This is a genomic window from Ruminococcus sp. NATIVEDY160 (genome assembly GCF_045819885.1).
In the GTDB taxonomy this organism is placed as follows: domain Bacteria; phylum Bacillota; class Clostridia; order Oscillospirales; family Acutalibacteraceae; genus Ruminococcoides.
Genome location: NZ_CP162391.1, coordinates 1,334,584 through 1,358,052, shown reverse-complemented (window position 1 = coordinate 1,358,052; position 23,469 = coordinate 1,334,584). Strand labels below are relative to the sequence as shown.

The 23,469-nt window shown below is 51.5% G+C and carries 21 protein-coding genes and 1 tRNA gene; 18 read left to right on the top strand and 4 right to left on the bottom strand.

All coding sequences use genetic code 11. From position 1 onward, the window contains the following. Positions 1-38 precede the first annotated feature (38 nt). Together AB1I49_RS06630 and AB1I49_RS06625 are read right to left on the bottom strand one after the other, a co-directional pair. Positions 39-1,298 carry a hypothetical protein gene (locus tag AB1I49_RS06630; RefSeq protein ID WP_316611939.1) on the bottom strand — a complete coding sequence of 420 codons (1,260 nt, stop codon included), beginning with the start codon at positions 1,296-1,298 and terminating at the stop codon, positions 39-41. A gap of 57 nt (positions 1,299-1,355) precedes the next feature. Further along, on the bottom strand, positions 1,356-1,919 hold the full coding sequence (locus AB1I49_RS06625; protein WP_316610672.1) for a hypothetical protein: 564 nt from the start codon (positions 1,917-1,919) through the stop codon (positions 1,356-1,358). Positions 1,920-2,171: 252 nt separating this feature from the next. Here AB1I49_RS06625 and AB1I49_RS06620 point away from each other — a divergent pair, with 252 nt between their 5' ends. Together AB1I49_RS06620 and AB1I49_RS06615 are read left to right on the top strand one after the other, a co-directional pair. Then, entirely contained in the window at positions 2,172-2,456 is a 285-nt protein-coding gene (locus AB1I49_RS06620; protein WP_186834076.1) for an acylphosphatase, read from the top strand. A gap of 216 nt (positions 2,457-2,672) precedes the next feature. Continuing rightward, on the top strand, positions 2,673-3,416 hold the full coding sequence (locus tag AB1I49_RS06615) for a hypothetical protein (protein ID WP_407720496.1): 744 nt from the start codon (positions 2,673-2,675) through the stop codon (positions 3,414-3,416). Between the two features lie 441 nt (positions 3,417-3,857). Here the strand turns inward: AB1I49_RS06615 and AB1I49_RS06610 are convergent. Next, positions 3,858-3,933, bottom strand: a tRNA-Thr gene (locus AB1I49_RS06610). A gap of 150 nt (positions 3,934-4,083) precedes the next feature. On the opposite strand from AB1I49_RS06610, the gene AB1I49_RS06605 reads away from it, so the two are divergent. From AB1I49_RS06605 to AB1I49_RS06590, 4 genes are all read left to right on the top strand, one after another. Continuing rightward, the gene (locus AB1I49_RS06605; protein ID WP_186834056.1) at positions 4,084-4,479 is read left to right on the top strand and encodes a helix-turn-helix domain-containing protein; all 396 of its coding nucleotides are present in this window, start codon (positions 4,084-4,086) and stop codon (positions 4,477-4,479) included. A gap of 152 nt (positions 4,480-4,631) precedes the next feature. Next, positions 4,632-4,895, top strand: coding sequence for a 30S ribosomal protein S15 (gene rpsO, locus AB1I49_RS06600; RefSeq protein ID WP_092970427.1), 264 nt, complete (start codon positions 4,632-4,634; stop codon positions 4,893-4,895). A gap of 173 nt (positions 4,896-5,068) precedes the next feature. Beyond that, entirely contained in the window at positions 5,069-7,276 is a 2,208-nt protein-coding gene (locus AB1I49_RS06595; protein WP_407720495.1) for a polyribonucleotide nucleotidyltransferase, read from the top strand. Between the two features lie 264 nt (positions 7,277-7,540). After that, positions 7,541-8,008 carry a hypothetical protein gene (locus tag AB1I49_RS06590; RefSeq protein ID WP_186834054.1) on the top strand — a complete coding sequence of 156 codons (468 nt, stop codon included), beginning with the start codon at positions 7,541-7,543 and terminating at the stop codon, positions 8,006-8,008. 116 nt (positions 8,009-8,124) lie between these two features. Here the strand turns inward: AB1I49_RS06590 and AB1I49_RS06585 are convergent, their stop codons facing one another. Then, entirely contained in the window at positions 8,125-9,150 is a 1,026-nt protein-coding gene (locus AB1I49_RS06585; protein ID WP_186834053.1) for a branched-chain amino acid aminotransferase, read from the bottom strand. A 139-nt stretch (positions 9,151-9,289) separates the two neighbouring features. Between AB1I49_RS06585 and AB1I49_RS06580 the strand changes: the two genes are divergently transcribed. The 12 genes from AB1I49_RS06580 (at position 9,290) to smc (ending at position 23,468) form a co-directional block, all read left to right on the top strand. After that, on the top strand, positions 9,290-10,393 hold the full coding sequence (locus tag AB1I49_RS06580) for an AAA family ATPase (protein ID WP_407720494.1): 1,104 nt from the start codon (positions 9,290-9,292) through the stop codon (positions 10,391-10,393). 187 nt (positions 10,394-10,580) lie between these two features. After that, the gene (infC, locus tag AB1I49_RS06575) at positions 10,581-11,126 is read left to right on the top strand and encodes a translation initiation factor IF-3 (RefSeq protein WP_316609451.1); all 546 of its coding nucleotides are present in this window, start codon (positions 10,581-10,583) and stop codon (positions 11,124-11,126) included. Between the two features lie 23 nt (positions 11,127-11,149). Further along, positions 11,150-11,347: a 50S ribosomal protein L35 gene (rpmI, locus tag AB1I49_RS06570; RefSeq protein WP_092967365.1), complete on the top strand. Its 198-nt coding sequence runs from the start codon at positions 11,150-11,152 to the stop codon at positions 11,345-11,347. Positions 11,348-11,401: 54 nt separating this feature from the next. Beyond that, the gene (rplT, locus tag AB1I49_RS06565) at positions 11,402-11,746 is read left to right on the top strand and encodes a 50S ribosomal protein L20 (RefSeq protein ID WP_186834051.1); all 345 of its coding nucleotides are present in this window, start codon (positions 11,402-11,404) and stop codon (positions 11,744-11,746) included. 56 nt (positions 11,747-11,802) lie between these two features. Beyond that, complete coding sequence (locus AB1I49_RS06560) at positions 11,803-12,585, top strand: TrmH family RNA methyltransferase (protein WP_407720493.1); 783 nt, start codon at positions 11,803-11,805, stop codon at positions 12,583-12,585. Beyond that, complete coding sequence (gene dprA, locus AB1I49_RS06555) at positions 12,582-13,802, top strand: DNA-processing protein DprA (RefSeq protein ID WP_407720492.1); 1,221 nt, start codon at positions 12,582-12,584, stop codon at positions 13,800-13,802. The genes AB1I49_RS06560 and dprA overlap by 4 nt, the downstream gene beginning before the upstream one ends. A 24-nt stretch (positions 13,803-13,826) precedes the next feature. After that, positions 13,827-15,917: a type I DNA topoisomerase gene (topA, locus tag AB1I49_RS06550; protein WP_407720491.1), complete on the top strand. Its 2,091-nt coding sequence runs from the start codon at positions 13,827-13,829 to the stop codon at positions 15,915-15,917. After that, positions 15,917-17,233 (top strand): methylenetetrahydrofolate--tRNA-(uracil(54)-C(5))-methyltransferase (FADH(2)-oxidizing) TrmFO, encoded by a 1,317-nt coding sequence (gene trmFO / locus AB1I49_RS06545; protein ID WP_316609457.1) that lies wholly within the window; start codon positions 15,917-15,919, stop codon positions 17,231-17,233. The genes topA and trmFO overlap by 1 nt, the downstream gene beginning before the upstream one ends. A gap of 2 nt (positions 17,234-17,235) precedes the next feature. Then, the gene (gene plsX / locus AB1I49_RS06540; RefSeq protein WP_316620607.1) at positions 17,236-18,231 is read left to right on the top strand and encodes a phosphate acyltransferase PlsX; all 996 of its coding nucleotides are present in this window, start codon (positions 17,236-17,238) and stop codon (positions 18,229-18,231) included. Next, a complete protein-coding gene (rnc, locus tag AB1I49_RS06535) occupies positions 18,228-18,905 on the top strand; it encodes a ribonuclease III (protein WP_316609460.1) in 678 nt (225 codons plus the stop codon). The genes plsX and rnc overlap by 4 nt, the downstream gene beginning before the upstream one ends. After that, positions 18,901-19,896, top strand: coding sequence for an elongator complex protein 3 (locus AB1I49_RS06530; protein WP_407721644.1), 996 nt, complete (start codon positions 18,901-18,903; stop codon positions 19,894-19,896). Before rnc ends, AB1I49_RS06530 begins: the two co-directional genes overlap by 5 nt. Beyond that, entirely contained in the window at positions 19,893-23,468 is a 3,576-nt protein-coding gene (gene smc, locus AB1I49_RS06525) for a chromosome segregation protein SMC (protein WP_407720490.1), read from the top strand. The genes AB1I49_RS06530 and smc overlap by 4 nt, the downstream gene beginning before the upstream one ends. The last annotated feature ends 1 nt before the right edge of the window (position 23,469 follow it).

Genomic DNA, 23,469 nt, shown 5'->3' with positions numbered 1-23,469 from the left:
GTTCAGCCCTTTCGGGGTGAACCTCTTTTGCGGTTATGTTATTGTTTGTAGATATAATCTCCGAGCTTGTTTATCAGCTCATAGTCCTCGGAGAGCTCACGCTTTTCGCCCTTTGCGATCAGCTCCTCGCTGTACCTCACATACGCTTTGTAGTAGGTGCCGCACTTTTTCCATTCAGCCTTGATTTTCTCACTCTGCTCCTTTGGTGCGACGGCGTAGCGCGCAGTAAGATAATCCGTCAGGTACGCCGTGAACTTCTGCTGACCGCGCACGTTGAGGTGGTCGAGGTTGTAGAAGTCAGACGTTTCGTCAAGTCCCGTTTCAACGAAGTCGCGCTCGAAGTTCAGGTAATCATAGCCGTACTCCTCAACGATATCTCCGACGGTGTTGCTCTTTTCAAAGCGGTCGAAGGTTCGCTTTACGACTATGTGAGGAAATCTCGCGAATACAACATTCTCGAGGTTCTGCTCTCTGCAGTAGCTCAGCAGCTCTCTGAGTGCCTTTTCCTCAAGCTCGGGCAGAGGCTTTCTGCCTTTCTTTGACTGATTGTCGTCGGTGCGCTTGACTTCATTTTTGATTCTTTCTTTTATCTTCTGCTTCTGCGCGGAATCGGCGGTCGCCTTTATGTCGTTGTGAGGAATGCCCTCTCCGTCTGCGAGCTTCTGTAAATACTGGTTCATCGAGCGCTGTGTGCTTTTGAAAACGGCGGTTTCGTTGAGAATGCCCTTGAGCAGACAGTAGCCGCGGGTCTTGTCGTCGGAGATCGTCCTCATGTACTTCTCGCTCTCGGAATTATTGCTCCAAAGGCTGTGGTACTTGATGATGGGGAAGAGATACTCCTCCTTGTTTTCGATCTCACCCTGCGAGAGCCATTCGAGCTTTGTCATATCGAGCGGCACGTTGTCTGCGTAGTTGTGGAGATTCGCTTCCTTGGTGGTTTCCGCCTCGTCGTTTACCGCGCCGTTTAGCTCTATCACGATCAGCGCGTCCTTCTGGCGGTCGAGGATATTCTTGAGCGCGCTCTTGTAGCTGAGGATCGAATTCGCCTGGGTCGCGAACAGATAGCTTGTCACGCCTGCGTGTTCATAGGCGTGTGCAGGCGCAAAGTCCGAGTAGACCTCGCTCGCACCGAGCAGGACGATATCGAGCGAGTTTTCCTTTTCCTCATAAAAGCCGTTTATGCGCTGCCTGTTGTGGTCGGCGTGAACGAGCACAAGCTGCTGCAATACCCCGACAGTCAGAGCGAAGGCAAGCATAAGACATAGTATTTTAAGAAAGCGCAGGACGTTTTTCTTCATACTGATTTTCCTTTGAAAAAAGCAGGGACGTTTGAGCGCCCCTGCAAGAGAATCGGGTTATACGGTGTAGAAGTAGTCGATTTCGGTAACGGTGTCGTTCTCAATGAGGAACTGCAGCGACTTCTTGTTGCCCGCGTCGTAGGAATAATAAACGCCGACAGCCTTGTAGTTATTGCCGTAAGCCTCTGTTACCTTCGAAACGGGGTCGCCTACCGCAACACCCTTTGATGTGGGAATGCCTGCCTCGTTAACGACGACCTCCATAACGTAATCCTTGCCGTTGAGCGGATAGGAGTTGACGGTGAAGCCGTTGTAGGAGTAGGTCTTGTCCTCACCCTCGCCGTGGCAGCTCAGCTGTGAGCTTACTTCGTTAGCCTGACCGAGAGTTGCGAGCATGTCGTCGATCGGTGTGTTGAGCTCTACCTTAGCGCCGTTGTAGGTGAATACCGTGTCGCTCTCGGGGATAGCGCCCTGAGCCTGAGCAGCGGTTGTTTCCTGAGCGGCAGCGGTGGTCGCTGCTGTGTCAGCCGAGGGCTGTTCGTTTTTGCCGCAGCCTGCGAACGCGAGTACGGAAGTGACCGCGAGGGCGGCGGCTGTGACTGAAATCAAAGTTCTTTTCATCATAAACCTCCTGAAATAGTACATAAATATATACCTTTACGCACCTATAATACCCCAAATAACGCCAAATGGCAAGTGTTTTCGCGGTTTTTGTGCGAATTTCCCCAAATTTAACAAAATTAGCCGCATATGATACGGGCTTGCTCTACCGCTTGTTGCGATTAATGCATACAAACCAGCCGATTTGTCTGGACAAGAGCCTGAGTATCTGGTATTATTAAATTATAAGAGCAAGGTGAAAGGAGCATTGATATGGACTTAAGTGAAATTATCCGCTGCCGTTTTGTATTTCACGGAAGGGTGCAGGGCGTTGGCTTCCGCTATGTTTCGCAGTTCGCCGCCAACGAATACGGCGCGACGGGCTGGGTGAGAAACGAGTACGACGGCACCGTCAGCATGGAGCTTCAAGGTACCCGCACGCAGATAGAGCAGGTGCTCATCACCATTGAAAACAGCAGGTACATCAGCATATCCCAAACCGACCGCAGGTCAATCCCCGTCGACCCGAAAGAAAAGCGTTTCAGGATAAGGTACTGAAAAAATATAAAAGTATACCGCATGAGATTGCCGAAAAGCTCTCCCATGCGTTTTTTTGTTTGGAGCTGATTGCATAAAAGTATGCAATTTCCCTGAATTACGTCCCTGTTATGAAAGGGGATAGCAAATGACGGTACAAATTCATGACAACGCTGTATTTAAAACGTCCGGGCTGAACGAAGGAGCAGGCACCGGGAGAAAGAAGGTTGAGAGCATTTGACCTCATTAAACGGCTTTATAAAATTACACAGAAAACTCCTTACATGGCGCTGGTATCAGGATAGTGTCGTAAAAGATGTGTTTATTCATCTGCTTTTGCTGGCAAGTTTTAAGGAGAGACCATGGAAAGCGATAATAGTACAAGAGGGTCAAGCTATTGTCAGTACGCAGAAGTTAGCCGACGATTTGGGGTTTTCAAGACAACAGGTGCGGACAGCATTAAAAAAGCTGAAATCAACCAACGAAATAACCATTGAAGCAACCAACAGATTTACTGTCATAACCATAGTAAAATGGCGTGATTATCAAGCGGAATTCAAAACTCCTGCCAACGAATCAACCAACAGCTTAACCAACAATCAACCGACAGAAAACCAACTGATAACCAACAATCAACCACATCGTAAGAATGTTAAGAATGTAAAGAATAAAAGAATGGTAAGAAGTGAGAGAGAAACGCTCTCACCGCACGGAACCTTCGGGAATGTTTTATTATCTGATTCCGAAGCTGCAGACCTCAGGGAAAAATATCCTAACCATTATCAAAGCAAGATTGACCGGTTGTCACTTGTCATCGAAAGCAAGGGCAAGGATTATTCAAACCATTACGCCACACTGCTCGATTGGCTGATGCAGGACGTCGGAGAACCGGGCAAGGCTGCACAGGACTATACAACGAACATGTGCTCATATGACATTGACGAGCTCGAGGAAATCAACACACTGGAGGATTGGGCGTAACCGGTTATGCCTTCCATCTCGCCTGATGGGTTCAGTGCGGTCTGATGGGTTTCATCTACTCTCTCGCGATTCGCCTGCGGGGCTTCCCGCCGCAAACCGATTGAAACATGGTCGTTCAGCGTCGCACCTGAAGGTGCTTCCTCGAACTCCCTGTTTCGGATCTTCCTCGAACTCCCTTCATCCGCCACCGGCGGCGGTCGTTCTCGTCACCTTCGAATCCCCTCAACCGCACGGGTAACAAATGTAGCTAATGAGGTTCGTTCGCTCTTCCGATGCCTTCCATCTCGCCTGATGGGTTCAGTGCGCTCTGTTGGGTTTCATCTCCTCTCTCGCTAAAAACAGTCCCCCGGACTGTTTTCTTAACGCTCGTCTTCGAATCCCCTCAACCGCACGGGTAACAAATAAAAACACGGTACAGTCATCGACTGTACCGTGTTTTTATGGAGCTAATGAGGGGATTCGAACCCCTGACCTACTGATTACGAATCAGTTGCGCTACCGGCTGCGCCACATTAGCGTTCACAACAAATCTATTATACACTAACTTCCCGTTAATTGCAAGATGGTATTTAAAATAAATTTTCTAAAAAACCTTTGTGAGTTTTTTTCACATTTGTAGAAGATACGGGCAAAATAGTTTATAATAATGTTGAATGGGGTGGAATGTATGCTTAACAGACCTGAGAATAACCAAAAGGACTATTTCAGCGCGAATTTGGTGAAGTACCGCAAACGCATGGGTTATACCCAGAAGCAGCTCGCGGATATTCTCGGCATTAACCGTACAACATACACCAAGTACGAAACGGGTGTGTGCGAGCCGAGCGTTGCCATGATCCTCGCTATCGTCGAGGCTCTGAAAATCGACGTTAACACCCTCTTTTACGACGGCAGACCTCTTCAGAATGTCGGCGACGGCGTTATGTTTATCACGGGCGACGAGCGCAGCCTGCTGCTTTCGCTCAGAGATGTTCCTCAGCCTGCCAAGCAGAAGGCTATAAAAGGTATAAGCAAAACGATCAGCCGAACCAAAGAGGAAGTCGTTAAGGGAGAAAACAAATAAAAATTGAAAAAACACTTTACAATTACCGCTTTTTGTGGTAGAATATAGCAGTTGACCTGCGCCACGGATTTTGGATCAAGCCGCAATGCGGAGTTTCACAGCCTTATTCTGAGACGCTGGTGACAAATATTTTTATAAAGGTGGAATACACAATGCTTAAAGAAGAAAAGCAGGCTATCATGGCTGAGTACGCTCTCCACGAGGGCGACACAGGTTCTCCCGAGGTTCAGATCGCTCTTCTTACCAGAAGAATCAACGACCTCACCGAGCACCTCAAGATTCACAAGAAGGATCACCACTCAAGACGCGGTCTTCTGATGATGGTTGGTCAGAGAAGAAGCCTTCTCGGCTACCTCAAGAAGGTTGACATTGAGAGATACCGTTCTATCATCGCAAGACTCGGCATCCGTAAGTAAGTTTGCAGTAAAAAGGGCAGGCGGGTTTTTCCCGTTTGCCCTACATTCAAATATCGGGATTTCTATACTTTTTTTAGCGGTAATATAAGTCCACTGAGTGGTAACAGCGGTTTTATATTATTGCTAAAGCAGTGTAAAATCCCGCCGAATATATTTTCAGAAAGGATTTTAGAATGAACAGCTTTATGACATTTGACAAGTACCGCGTATTCGAGACAGAGTTCGCGGGCAGACCCCTCAAGGTCGAAACAGGCAAGATGACCCAGCTCGCTAACGGCGCGTGCCTCGTTACCTACGGCGACACCGTCGTTCACTGTGCGGTCACCGCTTCTCCCAAGCCCAGAGAAGGCGTTGATTTCTTCCCGCTTTCCGTTGACTACGAGGAGAAGCTCTACTCCGTCGGCAGAATCCCCGGCTCTTACCTCAAGAGAGAGGGCAGACCCTCCGAGCACGCTATCCTCACCAGCCGTGTTATCGACCGTCCTATCCGTCCGCTCTTCGACAAGAGCATGCGCAATGATGTTTCCATCGTCTGCACCGTTATGAGCGTTGCCCCCGACTGCCAGCCCGAAATCGTGGCTATGATCGGCGCGTCCATCGCTATCTCCATCTCCGACGTTCCGTGGAACGGCCCCATTTCCGGCTGCTCCGTAGGCATGGTTGACGGCGAGTTCGTTATCAACCCCACCGAGGAACAGAGAAAGGTTTCGCGCATGTCCACCACTGTCGCTTCCACAAGCGAGAGAATCGCTATGATCGAGGCAGGCGCTGACTGCGTTTCCGACGACGAGATGTACAACGCCATCATGTTCGGTCATGAGGCGAACCAGAAGATCATCACCTTCATCAACGATATCAAGAACGAGATCGGCAAGCCCAAGTTTGAATTCGCGAGCCTCGAGCCCGACCACGATATGTTTGAGGCTATCAAGGCGTTCGCAGAGGAGGACGTAAAGGTAGCTCTCGATACAGACGACAAGACCGTCCGCGACGAGCGTCTCAAGCCCATCTACGAGGCTGTACACGAGAAGTTCGACGAGATCTATCCCGAGCAGGAGGCTCTCATCGACGAGTGCCTTTACAAGACCCAGAAGTTCATCGTCCGCCGCTGGCTCCTCGACGAGCAGAAGCGCGTTGACGGCAGAGGCATGAACGATATCCGTCCTCTCGCGAGCGAGGTCGGCGTTCTTCCCAGAGTTCACGGTTCCGGTATGTTCACCAGAGGTCAGACTCAGGTTCTCACCGTTGCCACACTCGGCACCGTTGCCGACAAGCAGCTCCTCGACGGCATCGACGGCGAGACAGAGAAGAGATATATCCACCACTACAACTTCCCGAGCTACTCCGTAGGCGAGACCAAGCCCAGCCGCGGCCCCGGCAGACGTGAGATCGGTCACGGCGCACTCGCTGAGAGAGCTCTTCTTCCCGTAATCCCGTCCGTTGAGGAATTCCCGTACGCTCTCAGACTCGTTTCCGAGGTTCTTTCGTCCAACGGCTCCACCTCTCAGGGCTCCGTATGCGGTTCCACCCTCGCTCTCATGGACGCGGGCGTTCCGATCAAGGCTCCCGTTGCAGGTATTTCCTGCGGTCTTATCACCGAGGGCGAGCGCTGGATGACAATGGTTGATATCCAGGGTCTCGAGGACTTCTTCGGCGACATGGACTTCAAGGTTGCGGGTACTCACGAGGGTATCACAGCTATCCAGATGGATCTTAAAATCAGCGGTCTTACTCCCGAGATGGTAAAGGAAGCCCTTGAAAAGACTCACAAGGCGCGTATCTTTATTCTCGACGAGGTCATGCTCAAGGCTATCGCCAAGCCCAGACCCGAGCTCTCACCCTACGCTCCCAAGATGTTCACCACAACCATTCCCGCCGACAAGATCAGCGAGGTCATCGGCAAGAGCGGCAAGGTCATCAAGGAGATCCAGGCAGAGTGCGACGTTAAGGTCGACATCGAGGAAGAGGGCGAGATCGGTCAGGTATTCGTCGCAGGTCTTGACACCGAGAAGTGCAAGCGCGCTATCGACATTATCCAGACTATCGCTTCCGATCCCGAGCCCGGCGCTATGTACCTCGGCAAGGTCACCAGAATCATGGACTTCGGCGCGTTCGTTGAGATCGCTCCCGGCAAGGAAGGTCTTGTTCACGTATCTCAGCTCGATGTAAAGCGCACCGAGAACGTTACCGACGTTGTGAACGTAGGCGACATTATCCGCGTTATGGTTACCGAGATCGACGACAAGGGCAGACTGAACCTCAGCCGCCGTCAGGTGCTTATCGACGTTGACGGCCTCACTCCCGAGGATAACGGCGACAACGACCGTCCTTCACGTCCGCGCAGACCCAGAAACAACGACAGAAGAAACCGCAGAGGTTGATCAGCAGAGGTTGATCATAGAAAAGGAGCCGTTTGATGACGGCTCCTTTGTTTTTCGGAACAAAGCAGCCGGATACCGCCAAATGCTTCGTCAAATTGATTAAAACTGAACCTGACTTTTAATTGATTTGCATAAAAACTTAAAATTTTTGAATATTCTTTAAAAGTTACAGGGTTGTAATGTTTTGCGAGGGTTATTTATGATATAATAACCTCGGTCGAAAGGCCGGAAACAATTTTTTATCTTCAAGAGGAGGATTTTATTATGGAACAGAAAGGTTCAAAGCTTCTTAAAATCGTCAGCATCATCATGATGATCGGCGGTATCGTAAGCGCAGTATTCAGCTTTATCGCTGCCATCATTGCAGGTCTCGGCACCGCTGTTATGTCACAGCCCGAGGTTTCCAGCGCAGTTGACAGCGCGCTTGCCGCTAACGGCTACAGCGGCGCTACAGGTCCTATCATGGCTGTTATCTGGATCGCTGTTGTTATTTCCGTTGCAGGCGCAGTCGTTGAGATCATCGCAGGCGCGAAGGGCAAGAAGAACTGGGACAACCCCGCTGCTGCCAAGACCCTGATGATCTTTGGTATCGTTTGTGCCGTTCTCAGCCTTGTTGCTAACATTTTGTTCGCTACCGGCGGTCTCGGAGTTCAGATCGTAAGCATTCTTTCAGGTCTTATTCTTCCCGTACTGTACATCGTTGGTGCTGTTCAGCTTAAGAATCAGGCGTAATCATTTCCATATTTATGTATTGAAGAGGGCTGTCCGATCGGGCAGCCCTTTTGATTTCGGTTTATTAATATGCAAAAAGACCGCCCAAGCTGAGCGGCCTTTTTTTATTATCTGAATTACTTGATTTCAACGATCCAGCCTTCGGGAGCTTCGATCTGTCCCATCTGAATGCCTGTCAGGGTTTCGTAGAGCTTCTTTGTGATCGGGCCCATTTCCTCCATGCCGCTCGGGAAGCAGATTTCCTTGCCGTGGTCGTAGATTTTGCCGACGGGGGAGATTACCGCAGCTGTGCCGCAGAGTCCGCACTCAGCGAAGTCCTTGACCTCGTCGAAGTAAACCTCTCTCTGCTCGACCTCAAGACCGAGATAGTGCTCGGCTACGTACATGAGCGAACGTCTGGTGATAGAGGGGAGAATGCTGTTTGACTTCGGGGTGACGATCTTGCCGTCCTTCGTTACGAACAGGAAGTTCGCGCCGCCTGTTTCCTCAACCTTTGTGCGTGTAGCAGCGTCGAGGTACATGTTCTCGTCAAAGCCTTCCTCGTGAGCGGTAACGATCGCGTGCAGGCTCATCGCGTAGTTCAGACCTGCCTTGATGTGGCCTGTGCCGTGAGGAGCAGCTCTGTCAAAGTCCGAAACCTTGATAGTGATGGGCTTGGCGCCGCCCTTGAAGTAGGGACCTACGGGTGTTGTGAATACGCGGAACTGGTAGTCGTTCGCGGGCTTAACGCCGATAACGGGGTTGGTGCCGAACATGTAGGGGCGGATATAGAGAGTCGCGCCTGTGCCGTAGGGAGGTACGAAGTCGATGTTCGCCTTGACTACCTTCTTGATCGCCTCGATGAACTTCTCCTCGGGGTAAACGGGCATTTCAAGACGCTCGCAGCTGTCCTTGAGTCTGGACGCGTTGAGGTCGGGACGGAATACAACAACTCTGCCGTCGCAGGTGGTGTACGCCTTGAGTCCCTCGAATACGGTCTGGGCATACTGGAGAACGCCCGCGCACTCGCTGATTGTTACCATGTCGTCGGTTGTCAGAACGCCGTCGTCCCATTTGCCGTCCTTGTAGTTGGAGACAAAACGCTCGTTGGTTTTGATGTAACCGAAGCCGAGGTTTGACCAATCGATATTCTGCTTTGCCATTTATATAACTTCCTTTCAAAAGTGAAATTTTCTTTTTAGTATTTTAGCACTTTAAAACTGCATTAATATTCCTTTATGGAAAAATAATGATATTATTGCAGATTATAATAATATTATCTGCTAATTTCGGGGGATATTTATGACTCAGATTTACAAAATCGCACTGACAGGCGGCCCCTGCGCCGGTAAAACCTCTGCTGCCGCCTTCCTTAAAACAGAGCTTGAACGCTTCGGCGCAGAGGTATTCTGCCTTGAAGAAACCGCCACCGCGCTGATGAACTCGGGCAGGACTCCCGGGGGTATGGGCAGCTATGCTTTCCACAGCCTGCTGTTCAAAACCCAGCTCGAGGGTGAGAAAAGACTGCGGTTACTCGCTGAACAGTCAACTGCCGGGAAGTGCGTTATCCTCTGCGACAGAGGTCTGATGGACAGCCGCGCGTATGTTACAGACGAGGAGTTTTTTGCGTACGCGAAGGAAAACGGCTTCGGTGAGAACCATATCCTCTGTGAGTACGACGCGGTGTTTCATCTTGTAACTGCCGCCGACGGCGCGCAGGAGCATTATCAGACCGACAACAACGAAGCGAGAAGCGAGGACATCGAAACCGCGCGCAGGATAGATAACAGGCTGCTCTCCGTCTGGACAGGCGCTCCGCACCTGAGGGTGATCGACAACAGCACGGACTTTGAGGGCAAGCTGAAACGTTTATTAATAGAAACGCTCGCCGTCGTAGGTATACCCGAGCCGCTTGAGATAGAACGGAAATTTTTGATTTTTTATCCCGACCTCAGTCTTTTGAATAACATGCATGCTTGCTGCAGGGTACCGCTCTCGCAGACATATCTCGAAACTCCCGAGGAGGGCAGGTTCAGGGTCAGAAAGCGCGGCGAGGGAGAGGACGCGGTTTTCATTAAGACCGTCAAGAAAAAGATAAGCGAGATCCGCCGCATAGAAATCGAAGAGAGTATCAGCGAGGAAGAGTACGAGAATTATATTTCCCGAAAAGAATATTGCGGCGGTACAATAGCGAAGGACAGATATTGTATAGTATGGAACAATTCATATTTTGAGCTGGACGTATTTCCGTTCTGGGACAGGTTCGCTCTGCTTGAAATCGAGCTTTTAGATGAAAACCAGGAGTTTACTCTGCCCGATTTTGTCACGGTCATCAAAGAGGTAACGTACGACAAAAGCTTCAGAAACAAGACGCTCGCGGTGACGTACAAGGATTATTTTAACTGATCTTAACTTTCAAAAAAACTCTTGACAAACTCAGAAATATGTAATATAATAATTCGGTAAAATAAAGCAAAGCAGAAATGCTTTCACCTGTGGGGTACCGTCTGCACGGGTCAATATCTGACTATGCTATAGTTGTGTATTGCTGCGGACGGAAGTATTTCTGTCCGCATTCTTTATTTCGCTAAATGTGCTTTGGAGGTGCTCAACCATCGGCAAGAAAGATAACAACATTCAGATCAATGAAGAAATCCGCGACAAGGAGCTGAGAGTCATCAGCTCAGACGGTCAGCAGCTCGGTATTATGTCCGCAAAGGAAGCTCTCAACATTGCGGAGCAGAAGAATCTTGACCTTGTCAAGATCGCTCCTCAGAGCAACCCGCCCGTATGCAAGATTATGGACTACGGCAAATACCGCTTTGAGCAGGCTAAGAGAGAGAAGGAAGCCAGAAAGAATCAGCATATCGTTGACGTTAAGGAAGTCAGACTTTCACTTAATATCGATACGCATGACTTCAACACTAAGCTCAACAACGCTCTCAAATTCATCAGACACGGCGACAAGGTCAAGGTATCCATACGCTTTCGAGGACGCGAGATGGGTCACCCCGAGATCGGCCTTGATACCATGAAGCGCTTTGCCGAGGCTTGCGCTGAGGAAGCCGTTATCGAGAAGCCCGCGAAGCTCGAAGGCCGCAATATGCTTATGTTTCTTGCGCCAAAGTCAAACAAGTAATTTCATCAAGGGAGGATATTAAAATGCCTAAAATTAAAACTCATAGCGGTGCCAAAAAGCGCTTCAAGCTTTCCAAGAACGGAAAGGTTATTCGTGCTCACGCAAACAAAAGCCACATCCTGAACAAAAAGACCAGAAAGCGTAAGAGAGGTCTCCGTCAGACAGTTGTTGCCGACAGAACCAATACACCGCAGATGAAGCGCCTTATCCCTTACAAATAATCGGGATAAATCTCAGCTTCACACTTTAATTCAAAATATCGGAGGTAATATAGAATGGCACGAGTAAAAGGTGCGATGATGACTCGCAAAAGAAGAAAAAAGACATTAAAACTCGCCAAGGGTTACTGGGGTGCAAAATCCAAGCACTTCAAAATGGCGAAGCAGGCGGTAATGAAGTCCGGCAACTATGCGTATATCGGCCGTAAGCAGAGAAAGAGAGATTTCCGCCGTCTTTGGATCACCAGAATTTCCGCTGCCTGCAAGGCTAACGGCACTAACTATTCAACCTTTATGAACGGTCTTAAGAAGGCCGGCATTATCCTGAACCGCAAGATGCTCTCAGAGATCGCGATTTCGGATCCCGCCGCTTTCACCGCTCTTGTTGAGAAGGTAAAATAATGACTGTAACAGCGTTTGGATAACTCCAAACGCTTTTGCTGTATCAGGAGAAAACTATGCAGATGATCACAAGCAAGGATAATCAGAGGGTTAAAAATCTAATCAAGCTGCAGTCTAGCGCTCGCTTTCGCCGTCAGTCGGGCTTGTTTCCCGCAGAAGGTCTGAGGGTATGCCGCGACGCTATGCTCAGCCGCGCCGTGATAAAGACGCTGTATCTGACCGAAACCGCTCTTGAAAAATATTCTGACAAGCTCGCCGGGCTTATCGATTACGCCGAGGAAGCCGTGCTGCTCTCTGACGCGGTATTCTCCCATGTCAGCGACACTCAGAACCCTCAGGGCGTTTTGTGCACAATAAAAACACTTGACAAAACCCTACAGTCTGCTACAATTAAAAATGGCGGAAAATTCCTTGCGCTCGATAATGTGCAGGATCCGAACAATCTCGGCACCGTACTGCGGTCTGCCGAGGCATTCGGCGTTTCGGGAGTTATTCTCTCAAACGACTGCTGCGATATCTACAACCCAAAGGTCGTCCGCGGTTCTATGGGCGCGGTGTTCCGCGTACCGTTTATTGTGTGCGGAACTGTCGCGGAGTTCTTAGGCGAATACCCTGAGCTCGTTTCATACGCGGCTGTTGTGGATTCAAACGCCGAAAGAATCACGGACATCTCCTTCGGGGACTCGTGCGTGGCAGTCATCGGCAACGAGGGCAACGGTCTGAAACAACAAACCGTTTCCGCCTGTCAGCATAAAATCACAATTCCGATGAACGGCAACGCAGAGTCGCTCAACGCCTCCGCTGCCGCCACGGTTATTATCTGGGAAATGCTACGATGAAAAGCAAAAACGTGAAATACTGGATATGGCTGAGCAAGGCTCTCGGTTTCGGCAGCACAAAAATCAAGGCGCTGTATGAGCTGTACAGAGACATCACCGTCTTTTGTGACGGCGGTGAGAAAGAATGGCAGTTCAGCGGTCTTTTTACCGATACCGAGCTCAGACATCTGAGCAACATCAAGCAAGACGCTGCCGACGGCATCATCAGCCGCTGCGACGAGCTCGGCTACAGCATACTCCCGATCGACGACGACGCTTACCCGAAGTGTCTGAGGGCGATCCCGAATCCGCCCGCAGTGCTTTACGTGTGGGGAAGCCTGCCCGATGTTGACAAATCCGACACCATAGGTATCGTCGGCACACGCACCGCCTCTAATTACGGGCTGAAGAATTCCTATTCCTTCGGCTACGCGCTCGCAAAGTATAAATTCATCGTTGTCAGCGGCGGCGCTCTCGGCGTTGACTGCGCGTCGCACAGAGGCGTTCTCGCGTCAAACGGAGTTACAGTCTGCGTCCGCGGCTGCGGCATAAACTATCCGTATCTCATGGATAACGCCGCCATGCGCGAAGCGATTACCCAAAAGGGCGCCGTGATTTCAGAGTATCCGCCCGACACTCCGCCTTATCCTTACCAGTTCCCCGCGAGGAACCGCATCATCGCGGCTCTTTCGGACGGCGTGCTGATTATTGAGTCGGGTAAGAAAAGCGGTTCGCTTATCACCGCGAACTACGCCCTTGACATGGGCAAGCAGCTCTTCGCGCTTCTGGGCAACAACAGTCCCGAGAACGAGGGCTCCAACGAGCGTATCAAAAGCGGCGCGGCAAAGCCCGTCACGGATTTTCTGGATATAGTCGTCGCTCTCCGCAAAACACCTGACGAACAGCAGGACGAGGAAGATATTCCGCTCGACGAGGTGGAGAAAATTCCCGTAAAATCAAAGGTTCGAAGAATCAAACCCGAAAAGTCCGTCAAAAAGAAGGATAAGGGCTCTTCAAAACAGGAAGTGCTCTCAAAAAAGCCCGTTCACAAGGAAATTACGGGATTTTCACAGGATGCCGAGACGGTGTATAAATACCTCTCCGACACACCTGTCAGCATTGACAAGATATCGCAGGACACCGGTCTGCCCGTCAACAAGATTATTTCATCACTGACACAGCTCGAAATTTACGATCTGATTGTGTCAAAGGGCAACAGGCGGTTCGCGTTGAAATAAAAGGTATTGATTAGGAGGAATATAATGTCAAATTTGGTCATTGTGGAGTCTCCAGCCAAAGCTAAGACAATCAAGAAGTATCTCGGCAGCGACTATGAGGTCGTAGCTTCGATGGGTCATGTTCGCGATTTGCCCAAGGCAAGACTAAGCGTCGACATCAAAAACGGCTTCGCTCCGAAATACGATATTATAAAAGGCAAGGAAAAGCTCGTCAAGGAGCTCAAGAGCCTTGCCGAACAAAGCGATAACATCTACCTCGCGACCGACCCTGACCGCGAGGGTGAGGCGATTTCATGGCACCTTGCGTATATTCTCGGTCTGCCCGAGGATTACTGCAACCGCGTGGAATTCAATGAAATCACAAAGACGGGCGTTCAGAACGGTATGAGCAACCCCAGAGAGATCAACATCGACCTCGTGAACGCACAGCAGGCGAGAAGGATACTCGACCGTCTTGTCGGCTACAAGCTCAGTCCGTTCATCTCTCAGAAAATCCGCAGAGGTCTCTCGGCAGGCAGAGTCCAGTCCGTCGCGCTGAGGATCATCGTCGACAGAGAAAACGAGATACGCAAGTTCAAGCCCGAGGAATACTGGTCGATCGACGCGAAGTTCATTCCCAAGGGCAGCAGAAAGACCTTTGCCGCTTCGCTCTATTCCGACAAGAACGGCAAGATAAAGATCAAAAATCAGGAGCAGGCAGACAAGATCGAAGCCGACCTCAAGGACGCCGATTACACCGTAACAAAGGTAAGACACGGCACGAGAAAGAAGAGTCCCGCGCCGCCGTTCATCACTTCAACTCTCCAGCAGGAGGCGTCGAGAAAGCTCGGCTTCCAGTCACGCAGAACGATGAAGGTCGCTCAGGAGCTTTACGAGGGCGTTGAAATTCAGGGTATGGGCGCTACCGGTCTTATCACCTACATGAGAACCGACTCGCTGAGGATCTCAAACGTCGCTATCGCTGAGGTGACCGATTATATCGGCAAAACCTACGGCAGCGACTACCTGCCCGACAAGCCGCGCTTCTACAAGTCAAGAAAGAACGCTCAGGACGGCCACGAGGCTATCAGACCTTCGATGCCGGGCCTTGAACCCGACAAGATCAAGAGCAGCCTGACCTCCGATCAGTACAAGCTTTACAAGCTCATATGGAGCCGCTTCACAGCCTCCCAGATGGCTGACTGCATTCAGAAAACAACTCAGGCGGATATCGAGGCAAACGGCTATACCTTCAAGGCTTCGGGCTACTATGTGGATTTCCCGGGCTTCACCGCTCTCTATGTCGAGAGCAAGGACGAGGCTGAGGAGAAGTCGACACAGCTTCCGCCGCTCGAAAAGGATATGCCAGTAAGGTGCAAGGAACTCAAGAAGAACCAGCACTTCACCCAGCCGCCCGCGCGCTACACCGAGGCGTCGCTTATCAAGACGCTCGAGGAGTACGGCATCGGCAGACCGTCGACCTACGCCGCGACTATCACCACTCTCACCGGCCGCGAGTATGTCAAGCGCGAGGCTAAGACACTCGTTCCAACAGAGCTCGGCGAAGCGATAACCACGCTGATGAAGGAGCGCTTCCCCGATATCGTAAACGTCAAGTTCACCGCCGAGATGGAGGAGGAGCTTGACAGCGTTGAAAGCGGAGACGTCCGGTGGGTAGAGCTTCTCGACGGCTTCTACGGCGATTTCGAGAACACACTCAAGGACGCCAAGAAGGACATGGAAGGCGTTAAAATCAAGCTCAAGGAGGACGAAACCGATCTTATCTGCGACAAGTGCGGCAGACAGATGGTCGTCAAGGTCGGCAGATACGGCAAGTTCATCGCATGTCCCGGTTATCCCGAGTGCAAGAATATCGTCAAGTTCGTCGAAAAGACAGGCGTACCCTGCCCGAAGTGCGGCGGCGATATCATCGTCAAGCACACAAAGAGCAAGCGCGTTTTCTACGGCTGCTCCAACTACCCGAACTGCGACTTCGTGAGCTGGAACGAGCCCGTTAACGAGAAGTGCCCGAACTGCGGAGAAATTCTTTTCAAGAAAAAAGGCAAGAAGCCCACAGTGTTCTGCGCAAAGGAAGGCTGCGGCTTCTCAAAGACATTAAAGACGGAAGAAAAGTAATGTATATAAATGTAATAGGCGCGGGTCTTGCGGGGTGCGAGGCGGCGATGCAGATCGCTTCCCGCGGCGTTAAGGTAAGGCTTTATGAGATGAAGCCCGTCAAGAAATCGCCCGCGCATAAATCTGACTTATTCGGAGAGCTCGTCTGCTCAAACTCACTCAAGGCTATGCGCGTCGAGAGCGCGGCAGGACTATTGAAGGAGGAAATGCGCAGACTCGGCTCATTCCTCATGACCTGCGCCGACAAGTGCAGGGTTCCCGCGGGCGGCGCGCTTGCGGTTGACAGAGAACAGTTTGCGCAGCTCGTCACAGAGGGAATTAAAAACAACCCGAATATCGAGGTGATCAGCGAGGAAATCACCGACCTGCCGGGCGACGCGATAACCGTTGTCGCAACAGGCCCCCTGACCTCGGACGCGCTCGCGTCCGCTATAGAAAAGCGCTTCGGCGACTCGCTGTCCTTCTTTGACGCGGCGGCTCCTATCGTCACCGCGGAGAGCGTTGACATGGACTTCGCCTTTACCGCCTCACGCTACGACCGCGGCGGCGAGGACGACTATATCAACTGCCCGATGAACAAGGAGGAGTACGAGACGTTCTACAACGCGCTCGTGTCCGCCGAGAGAGCGCCTCTGCACGACTTCGACGTGAGCAACCCGAAGGTGTACGAGGGCTGCATGCCCGTTGAAGTAATGGCGCAGAGAGGTGAGGGTACGCTCCGTTTCGGTCCCATGAAGCCCGTCGGACTAATAAACCCGAAAACAGGTCACAGACCATGGGCGGTGCTGCAGCTGCGCAAAGAAAACGCCGACGGCACGATGTACAACCTCGTCGGCTTCCAGACTAATCTGAAATTCCCCGAACAAAAGCGCGTGTTCTCGCTTATACCCGCGCTCCACAAAGCTGATTTCGTCCGCTATGGTGTCATGCACCGCAATACCTTCATCTGTTCTCCGAAGGTACTCAACGCGGATTATTCTGTAAAAGAAAATAAAAACCTGTTCTTTGCGGGTCAGCTCATGGGCGTTGAGGGCTATATGGAGAGCGCCGACGCGGGAATTGTCGCGGGAATCAACGCCGTCAGAAGGCTCAGAGGTCTGGATACGGTCGTTTTCCCGAAGGACACAATGACAGGCGCGCTTGAGGGCTACGTCACAGACCCGAGCGTGAAGAAGTTCCAGCCGATGGGCGCGAATCTCGGTATTCTGCCCGAGCTTGAACACAGACCTAGAGATAAGCGCGAACGTGCCGCTGCATACGCCGAGCGTGCGCTCGCTTCACTTGATAGCTTTATTGTTGAAAATTTAGGTGATTGATTATGAAAATTATTGTAGACGCTTTCGGCGGCGACAACTGTCCGCTCGAGGTAATCAAGGGCTGCGCAATGGCAGTCGAGGGCTTGGATATTGATATTGTCCTGACGGGTATCGAGAGCGAGATCCGCAAGTGCGCCGAGGAGAATAATATCTCACTCAACCGCATGGAAATCGTTCACTGCGACGAGGTCATTACGATGGAGGACGAGCCCAATTCCGTCCTCAAGTCAAAGAAAAACAGCTCGATGGCTGTCGGTATCCGCCTGCTCAACGAGGGCAAGGGCGACGCGTTCATCAGTGCCGGAAACAGCGGCGCTCTGTGCGTAGGCGCGACTCTCGGAATCAAGCGGATCAAGGGCATCAAGCGTCCGGCGTTCGCTCCCGTTATTCCCACCGAAACAGGCTCTGCCATGCTGCTCGACGGCGGCGCGAATGTCGACTGCCGCCCCGAAATGCTCTACCAGTTCGCGCTCATGGGCTCTGTATACATGGAGAGAGTAATGAAGGTCAAAAACCCCAGAGTCGGCTTGGGCAACGTCGGCGTTGAGGATCACAAGGGCACCGAGCTTTACCGCGAAACATATAAAATGCTCAAGGACAGCAGCCTCAACTTCATCGGCAACGTCGAGGGAAGAGATATCTCAAAGGGCGTCTGCGACGTAGTTGTCTGCGACGGCTTTACGGGCAACATGGTTCTCAAGACATACGAGGGCGTCGCGATCACCATGATGAAGATCATGAAGCACATGTTCACCGACAGCGCAAAGGGTAAAATCGCGGCTGCGTTCCTCATGAAGGACCTCAAGGGTATCAAGGAAAAATTCGACTACAACAAGTACGGCGGTGCGCCTATCCTCGGTGCGTCAAAGCCTGTATTCAAGGCTCACGGCGACTCAAAGGCGACTACGATGTTCAACGCTATCAAGCTGTCGACAAACTATGTTTCGGCGAACGCCATTGCCGAGATTACCGCCGCGTTATCTGGTGATAAAAAATGACGGACTTAGAAAATAAAATCGGTTATCATTTTAAAAACAAAGACCTGCTCAGCGAGGCTCTGACCCACTCGTCCTACGCGAACGAGCGCAAGGCTCAGCATATCAAGTACAACGAGCGGCTGGAATTCCTCGGCGACGCGGTGCTCTCGATCGTCGTTTCCGACTACATTTTCAGCCATTGTCCCGAGCTTCCCGAGGGCGAGCTGACAAAGCTCAGGGCTTCTCTCGTCTGCGAGAAATCGCTCTTTGAGTTCGCGAAGAAAATCGACCTCGGCAGCTACCTTGTTCTCAGCAAGGGCGAGAGGAATAACGGCGGCGCCGAGAGACCGTCGATTCTCTCGGACGCTTTCGAGGCGCTTATCGCGGCGATTTACATTGACGGCGGCATGGAGCCTGCGGCGAAGCATATCCTGAACTTCGTTATCCCGTCGATAAAGAATTCGCGCAAAAAGAAGGTCAAGGACTACAAGACGACCCTGCAGGAGATCGTCCAGAAGAACCCGGGCGAAAAGCTCGAGTACGTCCTTATCGGCGAGAGCGGCCCCGACCACAACAAGCACTTTGTCGTTGAGGTACATCTCAACAGCAACGTCATCGGAAAGGGCGGCGGCAGAAGCAAAAAGGAAGCCGAGCAGCAGGCGGCAAGAGAAGCATTGGAGCTGATGGGCTATTAAACACAGCAATATTTCTGTATTTATTCCTCACAACGGCTGCCCGCATCAGTGCAGCTTCTGCAACCAGAAAAGCATTACGGGTCAGGCGTACCAGCCGACCGCTGAGGACGTGCGTAAAACTCTCAGACAGGCTCGGTTGGACTTGGGCGAACGGGCGAAAAACGCCGAGATAGCATTCTTCGGCGGCAGCTTCACCGCGATTGACAGGGAGTATATGATTTCCCTTCTTGACGCGGCGAGGGAGTTTGAGGGCGTGTTTTCGGGCATACGCATATCGACCCGACCCGACGCGATCGACGCTGAGATCCTCGCTTTGCTTAAAGAGTACGGAGTTGCCGCGATTGAGCTCGGCGCTCAGTCAATGGATGATCATGTGCTTGCACTTAACGAGCGCGGTCACAGCGCTGAGGACGTGCGTACGGCTTCAAGGCTTATAAAATCCTTCGGGTTTTCACTCGGCTTGCAGATGATGACGGGACTTTACGGCTCGGATTTTGACAAAGACAGGCATACAGCAGAGAAATTTATCGCGCTCGAACCCGACACAGTCAGGATATATCCGACCGTCGTTATGAAGGGCACGGCTCTTGAGAAATACTTCCTTAACGGCAGCTACAAGCCGTACACGCTTAAGGAGTCTGTTGAACTCTGCGCTGAGCTGATAAGGAAATTTGAGGACAACAAGATCAATATTATCCGCGTCGGGCTGCACTATTCCGACAGCCTGATCGAGAACGGATACTGCGAAAACTACCATCCTGCCTTCAAGGAGCTTTGCGAGAGCAAGCTGTTTTATAATTCCTTCTTAGAAAAAACAAAGCTGCTTGAAAGCCGGAATATCGATATCACGATCAACAGAAAATCTCTGTCCAAGCTGTACGGACAGAGAAAATGTAACCTGCGCGCCTTTGAGGAAATGGGCTACCGGGTGAATATTATTTTTGACGATTCATTGGAAAAATACGAAATGCGCATAGGGGTGAGCGTTTGAGATTAAAATCATTGCAGATACAGGGCTTCAAGACCTTTCCCGACAAAACCAAATTATCTTTTGAGCAGGGAATCACCTCGGTCGTAGGCCCGAACGGTTCAGGCAAGAGCAATATCAGCGACGCGATTCGCTGGGTTCTCGGCGAACAGTCGCCCAAAAGCCTGCGCTGCTCCAAGATGGAGGACGTTGTCTTTAACGGCACGGACAAGCGCAAGCGTCAGGGTTACGCCGAGGTCACGCTGAACATTGACAACTCCGACCGCTTTCTGCCTTTTGACGGTGATGAGATCGCCGTCACCAGACGGTACTACCGAAGCGGCGAGAGCGAATACATGATAAACAAGGCCGCCGTAAGACTAAGGGACATCAACGAGCTGTTCATGGACACAGGCTTGGGTCGCGACGGCTACTCGATGATAGGACAGGGCAAAATCGACAGCATCGTTTCCTCCAAAAGCGAGGACAGACGGGAGATTTTCGAAGAAGCGGCGGGTATTTCACGCTACCGCTACCGCAAAATCGACGCCGAGAGAAAGCTCAAGAACACCGAGGAAAACCTACTGCGTCTGCGCGATATCGTCACGGAGCTCGAGGAGCGCGTAGGGCCGCTGAAAAAGCAGTCCGAGAAGGCGCAGAAGTTTCTGGAGCTGTCCGAAGAAAAACGCGGACTTGAAATCGCTCTGTGGCTGCTGACTCTTGACAAGTCGCAGGAAAGCCTGAAGGAGCAGGAGGAGAAAATCGCCATCGCGCGCGCTCAGTACGACGCCGCTGAACAGGCTCTCGAGGATATCCAGGAGGAGAACGACCAAATCTATTTCAAGACGGGTTCTCTGTCCTCGAAGGCTGAGGAGCTGAGAAATCAGGTGTCCTCGCTAGACTCGGAGATTGCCGCAAAGCGCGCGGATATCTCCGTTGCCGAGAACGATATTCTCCACAATAACGGGAACATCGCAAGGCTTCAGGGAGAAATTGAGCAGGCGGACAAGAACGCTGATGAGCTCGACAAGACTATCGCCGAGAAGCAGGAGAAGATCACTGCCCTCGACTTTGAAATCACCTCAAAGCAGCGCGAGTACGCCAAAATCTCCGAACAGTTAAACACTATAAACCTCGACTCGAGCCGCAGCGGTGATAAATTACAGGAGCTCACTGCCGAGCTGTCTGTACTGACAACCCAGTCGGCGGACGCGAGGGTCATCGACATGACCACGGACAGCAGCATCAACGGGCTGACCGCGAGAATCGAAAACCTTAAAGAAACAAACGAAGAAAAAACCGTTCAGCTCAAAGAGCTCGGCGAGATGAAGGAGAGCTACTCCGAACAGAAAAAAAACGTGCAGGAAGAAATCTCATCGGCTGAGAACTCCATAGCGGGCTTGGAAATTAAGCTGAATTCCAAAAATAAAAAGAGAAATGAGCTCAAAGCCGAAAGTGACAGGCTGACACTTGACCTAAACGAGCACAGGAGAAAAATCTCCTTTCTCGAGAACCTCGAGCGCAACCTCGAGGGCTTCTCAAAGAGCGTAAAGGTCGTGATCAACGCCTCGCGCAACGGCAGACTTAAGGGTATCTGCGGCCCTGTTTCGAGAGTTATCTCGGTGCCGTCTGAGTACGCCGTCGCGATAGAAACAGCCCTCGGTTCGGCAATGCAGAATATCGTTGTTGAGAGCGACGAGGACGCGAAGCAGGCTATCCGCTACCTCAAATCCTCTGACGGAGGACGCGCAACCTTCCTTCCGCTGAATACGATCAAGCCCAGAGAGCTGCGCGAAAACGGCCTCGACGACTGTTACGGCTTCATCGGTGTGGCGGCTGAGCTGTGCTCCTGCGAGGACAGATACAGAAATATTCTCAGCTCGCTTCTCGGCAAGATCGTTATCGCCGAGGACTTGAACAGCGCCGCTTCTATCGCAAAGCGCTATTCCTACCGCTTCAAGGTAGTGACCCTCGACGGTCAGGTCGTCAACGCGGGCGGTTCGCTCACAGGCGGCTCACAGCTGAGAAACACGGGCGTGCTGAGCCGCGCTTCCGAAATCGCTCAGCTCAAGGCACAGACAGAGAGCCTTATCAAAAAGGCAAAGGAAGCCGAAAATAACACCGAACTGCTCAACCGTGAGTGCGCGGCAATCGACGCGGAGCTTCTCGGCACGCGCGCGGATCTGTCGAACAGACAGCAGGATCTTGCGCGTATGCAGGCTGAAAGCAGAGCTTGCGACACTGAATATGAAAATACCAAGGAATTGATTAATAATTCCGAAAAAGAAATAAATGATTGCCTTGACCGTATTGAAACGCTTAAAAAGGACAGGGCAGAGGCGAGAGAAAGACTCACCGACCTCAATCTAAAGATCGCCGCTGCCGAAGAAAAAGTCAATTCCGTCACGGGCAGCCGCGCTGAGCTTACTCAGAAGCGCGAGCAGCTATCCGACACCATGCAGAATATCCGCCTTGAAATCGTCAGGGCACAGAAGGACATCGACGCGCTCAATTCTGAGATCGTATACGCAAAGAACACAGGCTCGGATAACGAGGATAAGAAGGCACAGCTTAAATTACAGATTGAGGAATTCAAAGCGGCTATTGAACAGTCACACGAGAGAATCGCGGAGATCAACGCCGCTGTCGATTCATGTGAGGCGACAAAGAAGTCCGTAACAGAACAGATCGCCGCTGTCAGCGCGCAGCGTGAGGAGCTTGAAAAGCGCACCGCGGAGATCCGCAGCCTTGAGCGCGACAAGACCTCCGAGCGCGAGCTTTCGGGCAGAGAGCTTGCACGACTTGAAGAACGCAAGATCAACATTGAAAAAGAGTATAATAATATTATCTCGAAGCTCTGGGAGGAGTATGAGCTAACCCGCCGCGAGGCGGAAAAGACCGCGATCAAAATCGAGGAACCCGCAAAGGCTCAGAAGCGTCTGACAGAGCTCAAGCAGGGCATCAAGAGCCTCGGCAACGTAAACGTCAGCGCGATCGAGGAATACAAAGAGGTTTCCGAGCGGTACGAATTTATGAGCGTACAGGTCGCCGATGTTGAAAAGTCAAAGGCTGAAATCGAAAAACTCATCGTTACACTAACCAAGCAGATGAAGGAGATCTTTGTCGAGAGCTTCGGCGCTATAAACCGCAACTTTACCGAGACCTTCAAGGAGCTCTTCGGCGGCGGTACGGCTTCTCTGTCGCTTTCAGACCCCGAGAATATCCTCACCAGCGGCATTGATATCCTCGTTCACCCGCCGGGCAAAATCGTAGTCCACCTCGACGCTCTCTCGGGCGGCGAAAAGGCACTTGTCGCGGTCGCTCTGTATTTCGCGATCATGAAGGTTCGACCCGCGCCGTTCTGCGTAATGGACGAGATCGAGGCGGCTCTCGATGACGTAAACGTTTTCCGCTTTGCAAGCTACCTGCGCAGACTCACCGCAAAAACCCAGTTCATTTTGATTACTCACCGCCGCGGCACCATGGAGGAAGCAGACGTTCTCTACGGAGTTACGATGCAGGACGAGGGCATTTCAAAGCTTCTCGAGCTGCGTTCCACAGAGGTCGCCGAAAAGCTGGGAATAGATTCGAAATAAA

Coding starts and splice junctions, on each gene's coding strand:
- AB1I49_RS06630 (WP_316611939.1), bottom strand. CDS start 1,298: ATGAAGAAAAACGTCCTGCGCTTTCTTAAAATACTATGTCTTATGCTT.
- AB1I49_RS06625 (WP_316610672.1), bottom strand. CDS start 1,919: ATGAAAAGAACTTTGATTTCAGTCACAGCCGCCGCCCTCGCGGTCACT.
- AB1I49_RS06620 (WP_186834076.1), top strand. CDS start 2,172: ATGGACTTAAGTGAAATTATCCGCTGCCGTTTTGTATTTCACGGAAGG.
- AB1I49_RS06605 (WP_186834056.1), top strand. CDS start 4,084: ATGCTTAACAGACCTGAGAATAACCAAAAGGACTATTTCAGCGCGAAT.
- rpsO (WP_092970427.1), top strand. CDS start 4,632: ATGCTTAAAGAAGAAAAGCAGGCTATCATGGCTGAGTACGCTCTCCAC.
- AB1I49_RS06595 (WP_407720495.1), top strand. CDS start 5,069: ATGAACAGCTTTATGACATTTGACAAGTACCGCGTATTCGAGACAGAG.
- AB1I49_RS06590 (WP_186834054.1), top strand. CDS start 7,541: ATGGAACAGAAAGGTTCAAAGCTTCTTAAAATCGTCAGCATCATCATG.
- AB1I49_RS06585 (WP_186834053.1), bottom strand. CDS start 9,150: ATGGCAAAGCAGAATATCGATTGGTCAAACCTCGGCTTCGGTTACATC.
- AB1I49_RS06580 (WP_407720494.1), top strand. CDS start 9,290: ATGACTCAGATTTACAAAATCGCACTGACAGGCGGCCCCTGCGCCGGT.
- rpmI (WP_092967365.1), top strand. CDS start 11,150: ATGCCTAAAATTAAAACTCATAGCGGTGCCAAAAAGCGCTTCAAGCTT.
- rplT (WP_186834051.1), top strand. CDS start 11,402: ATGGCACGAGTAAAAGGTGCGATGATGACTCGCAAAAGAAGAAAAAAG.
- AB1I49_RS06560 (WP_407720493.1), top strand. CDS start 11,803: ATGCAGATGATCACAAGCAAGGATAATCAGAGGGTTAAAAATCTAATC.
- dprA (WP_407720492.1), top strand. CDS start 12,582: ATGAAAAGCAAAAACGTGAAATACTGGATATGGCTGAGCAAGGCTCTC.
- topA (WP_407720491.1), top strand. CDS start 13,827: ATGTCAAATTTGGTCATTGTGGAGTCTCCAGCCAAAGCTAAGACAATC.
- trmFO (WP_316609457.1), top strand. CDS start 15,917: ATGTATATAAATGTAATAGGCGCGGGTCTTGCGGGGTGCGAGGCGGCG.
- plsX (WP_316620607.1), top strand. CDS start 17,236: ATGAAAATTATTGTAGACGCTTTCGGCGGCGACAACTGTCCGCTCGAG.
- rnc (WP_316609460.1), top strand. CDS start 18,228: ATGACGGACTTAGAAAATAAAATCGGTTATCATTTTAAAAACAAAGAC.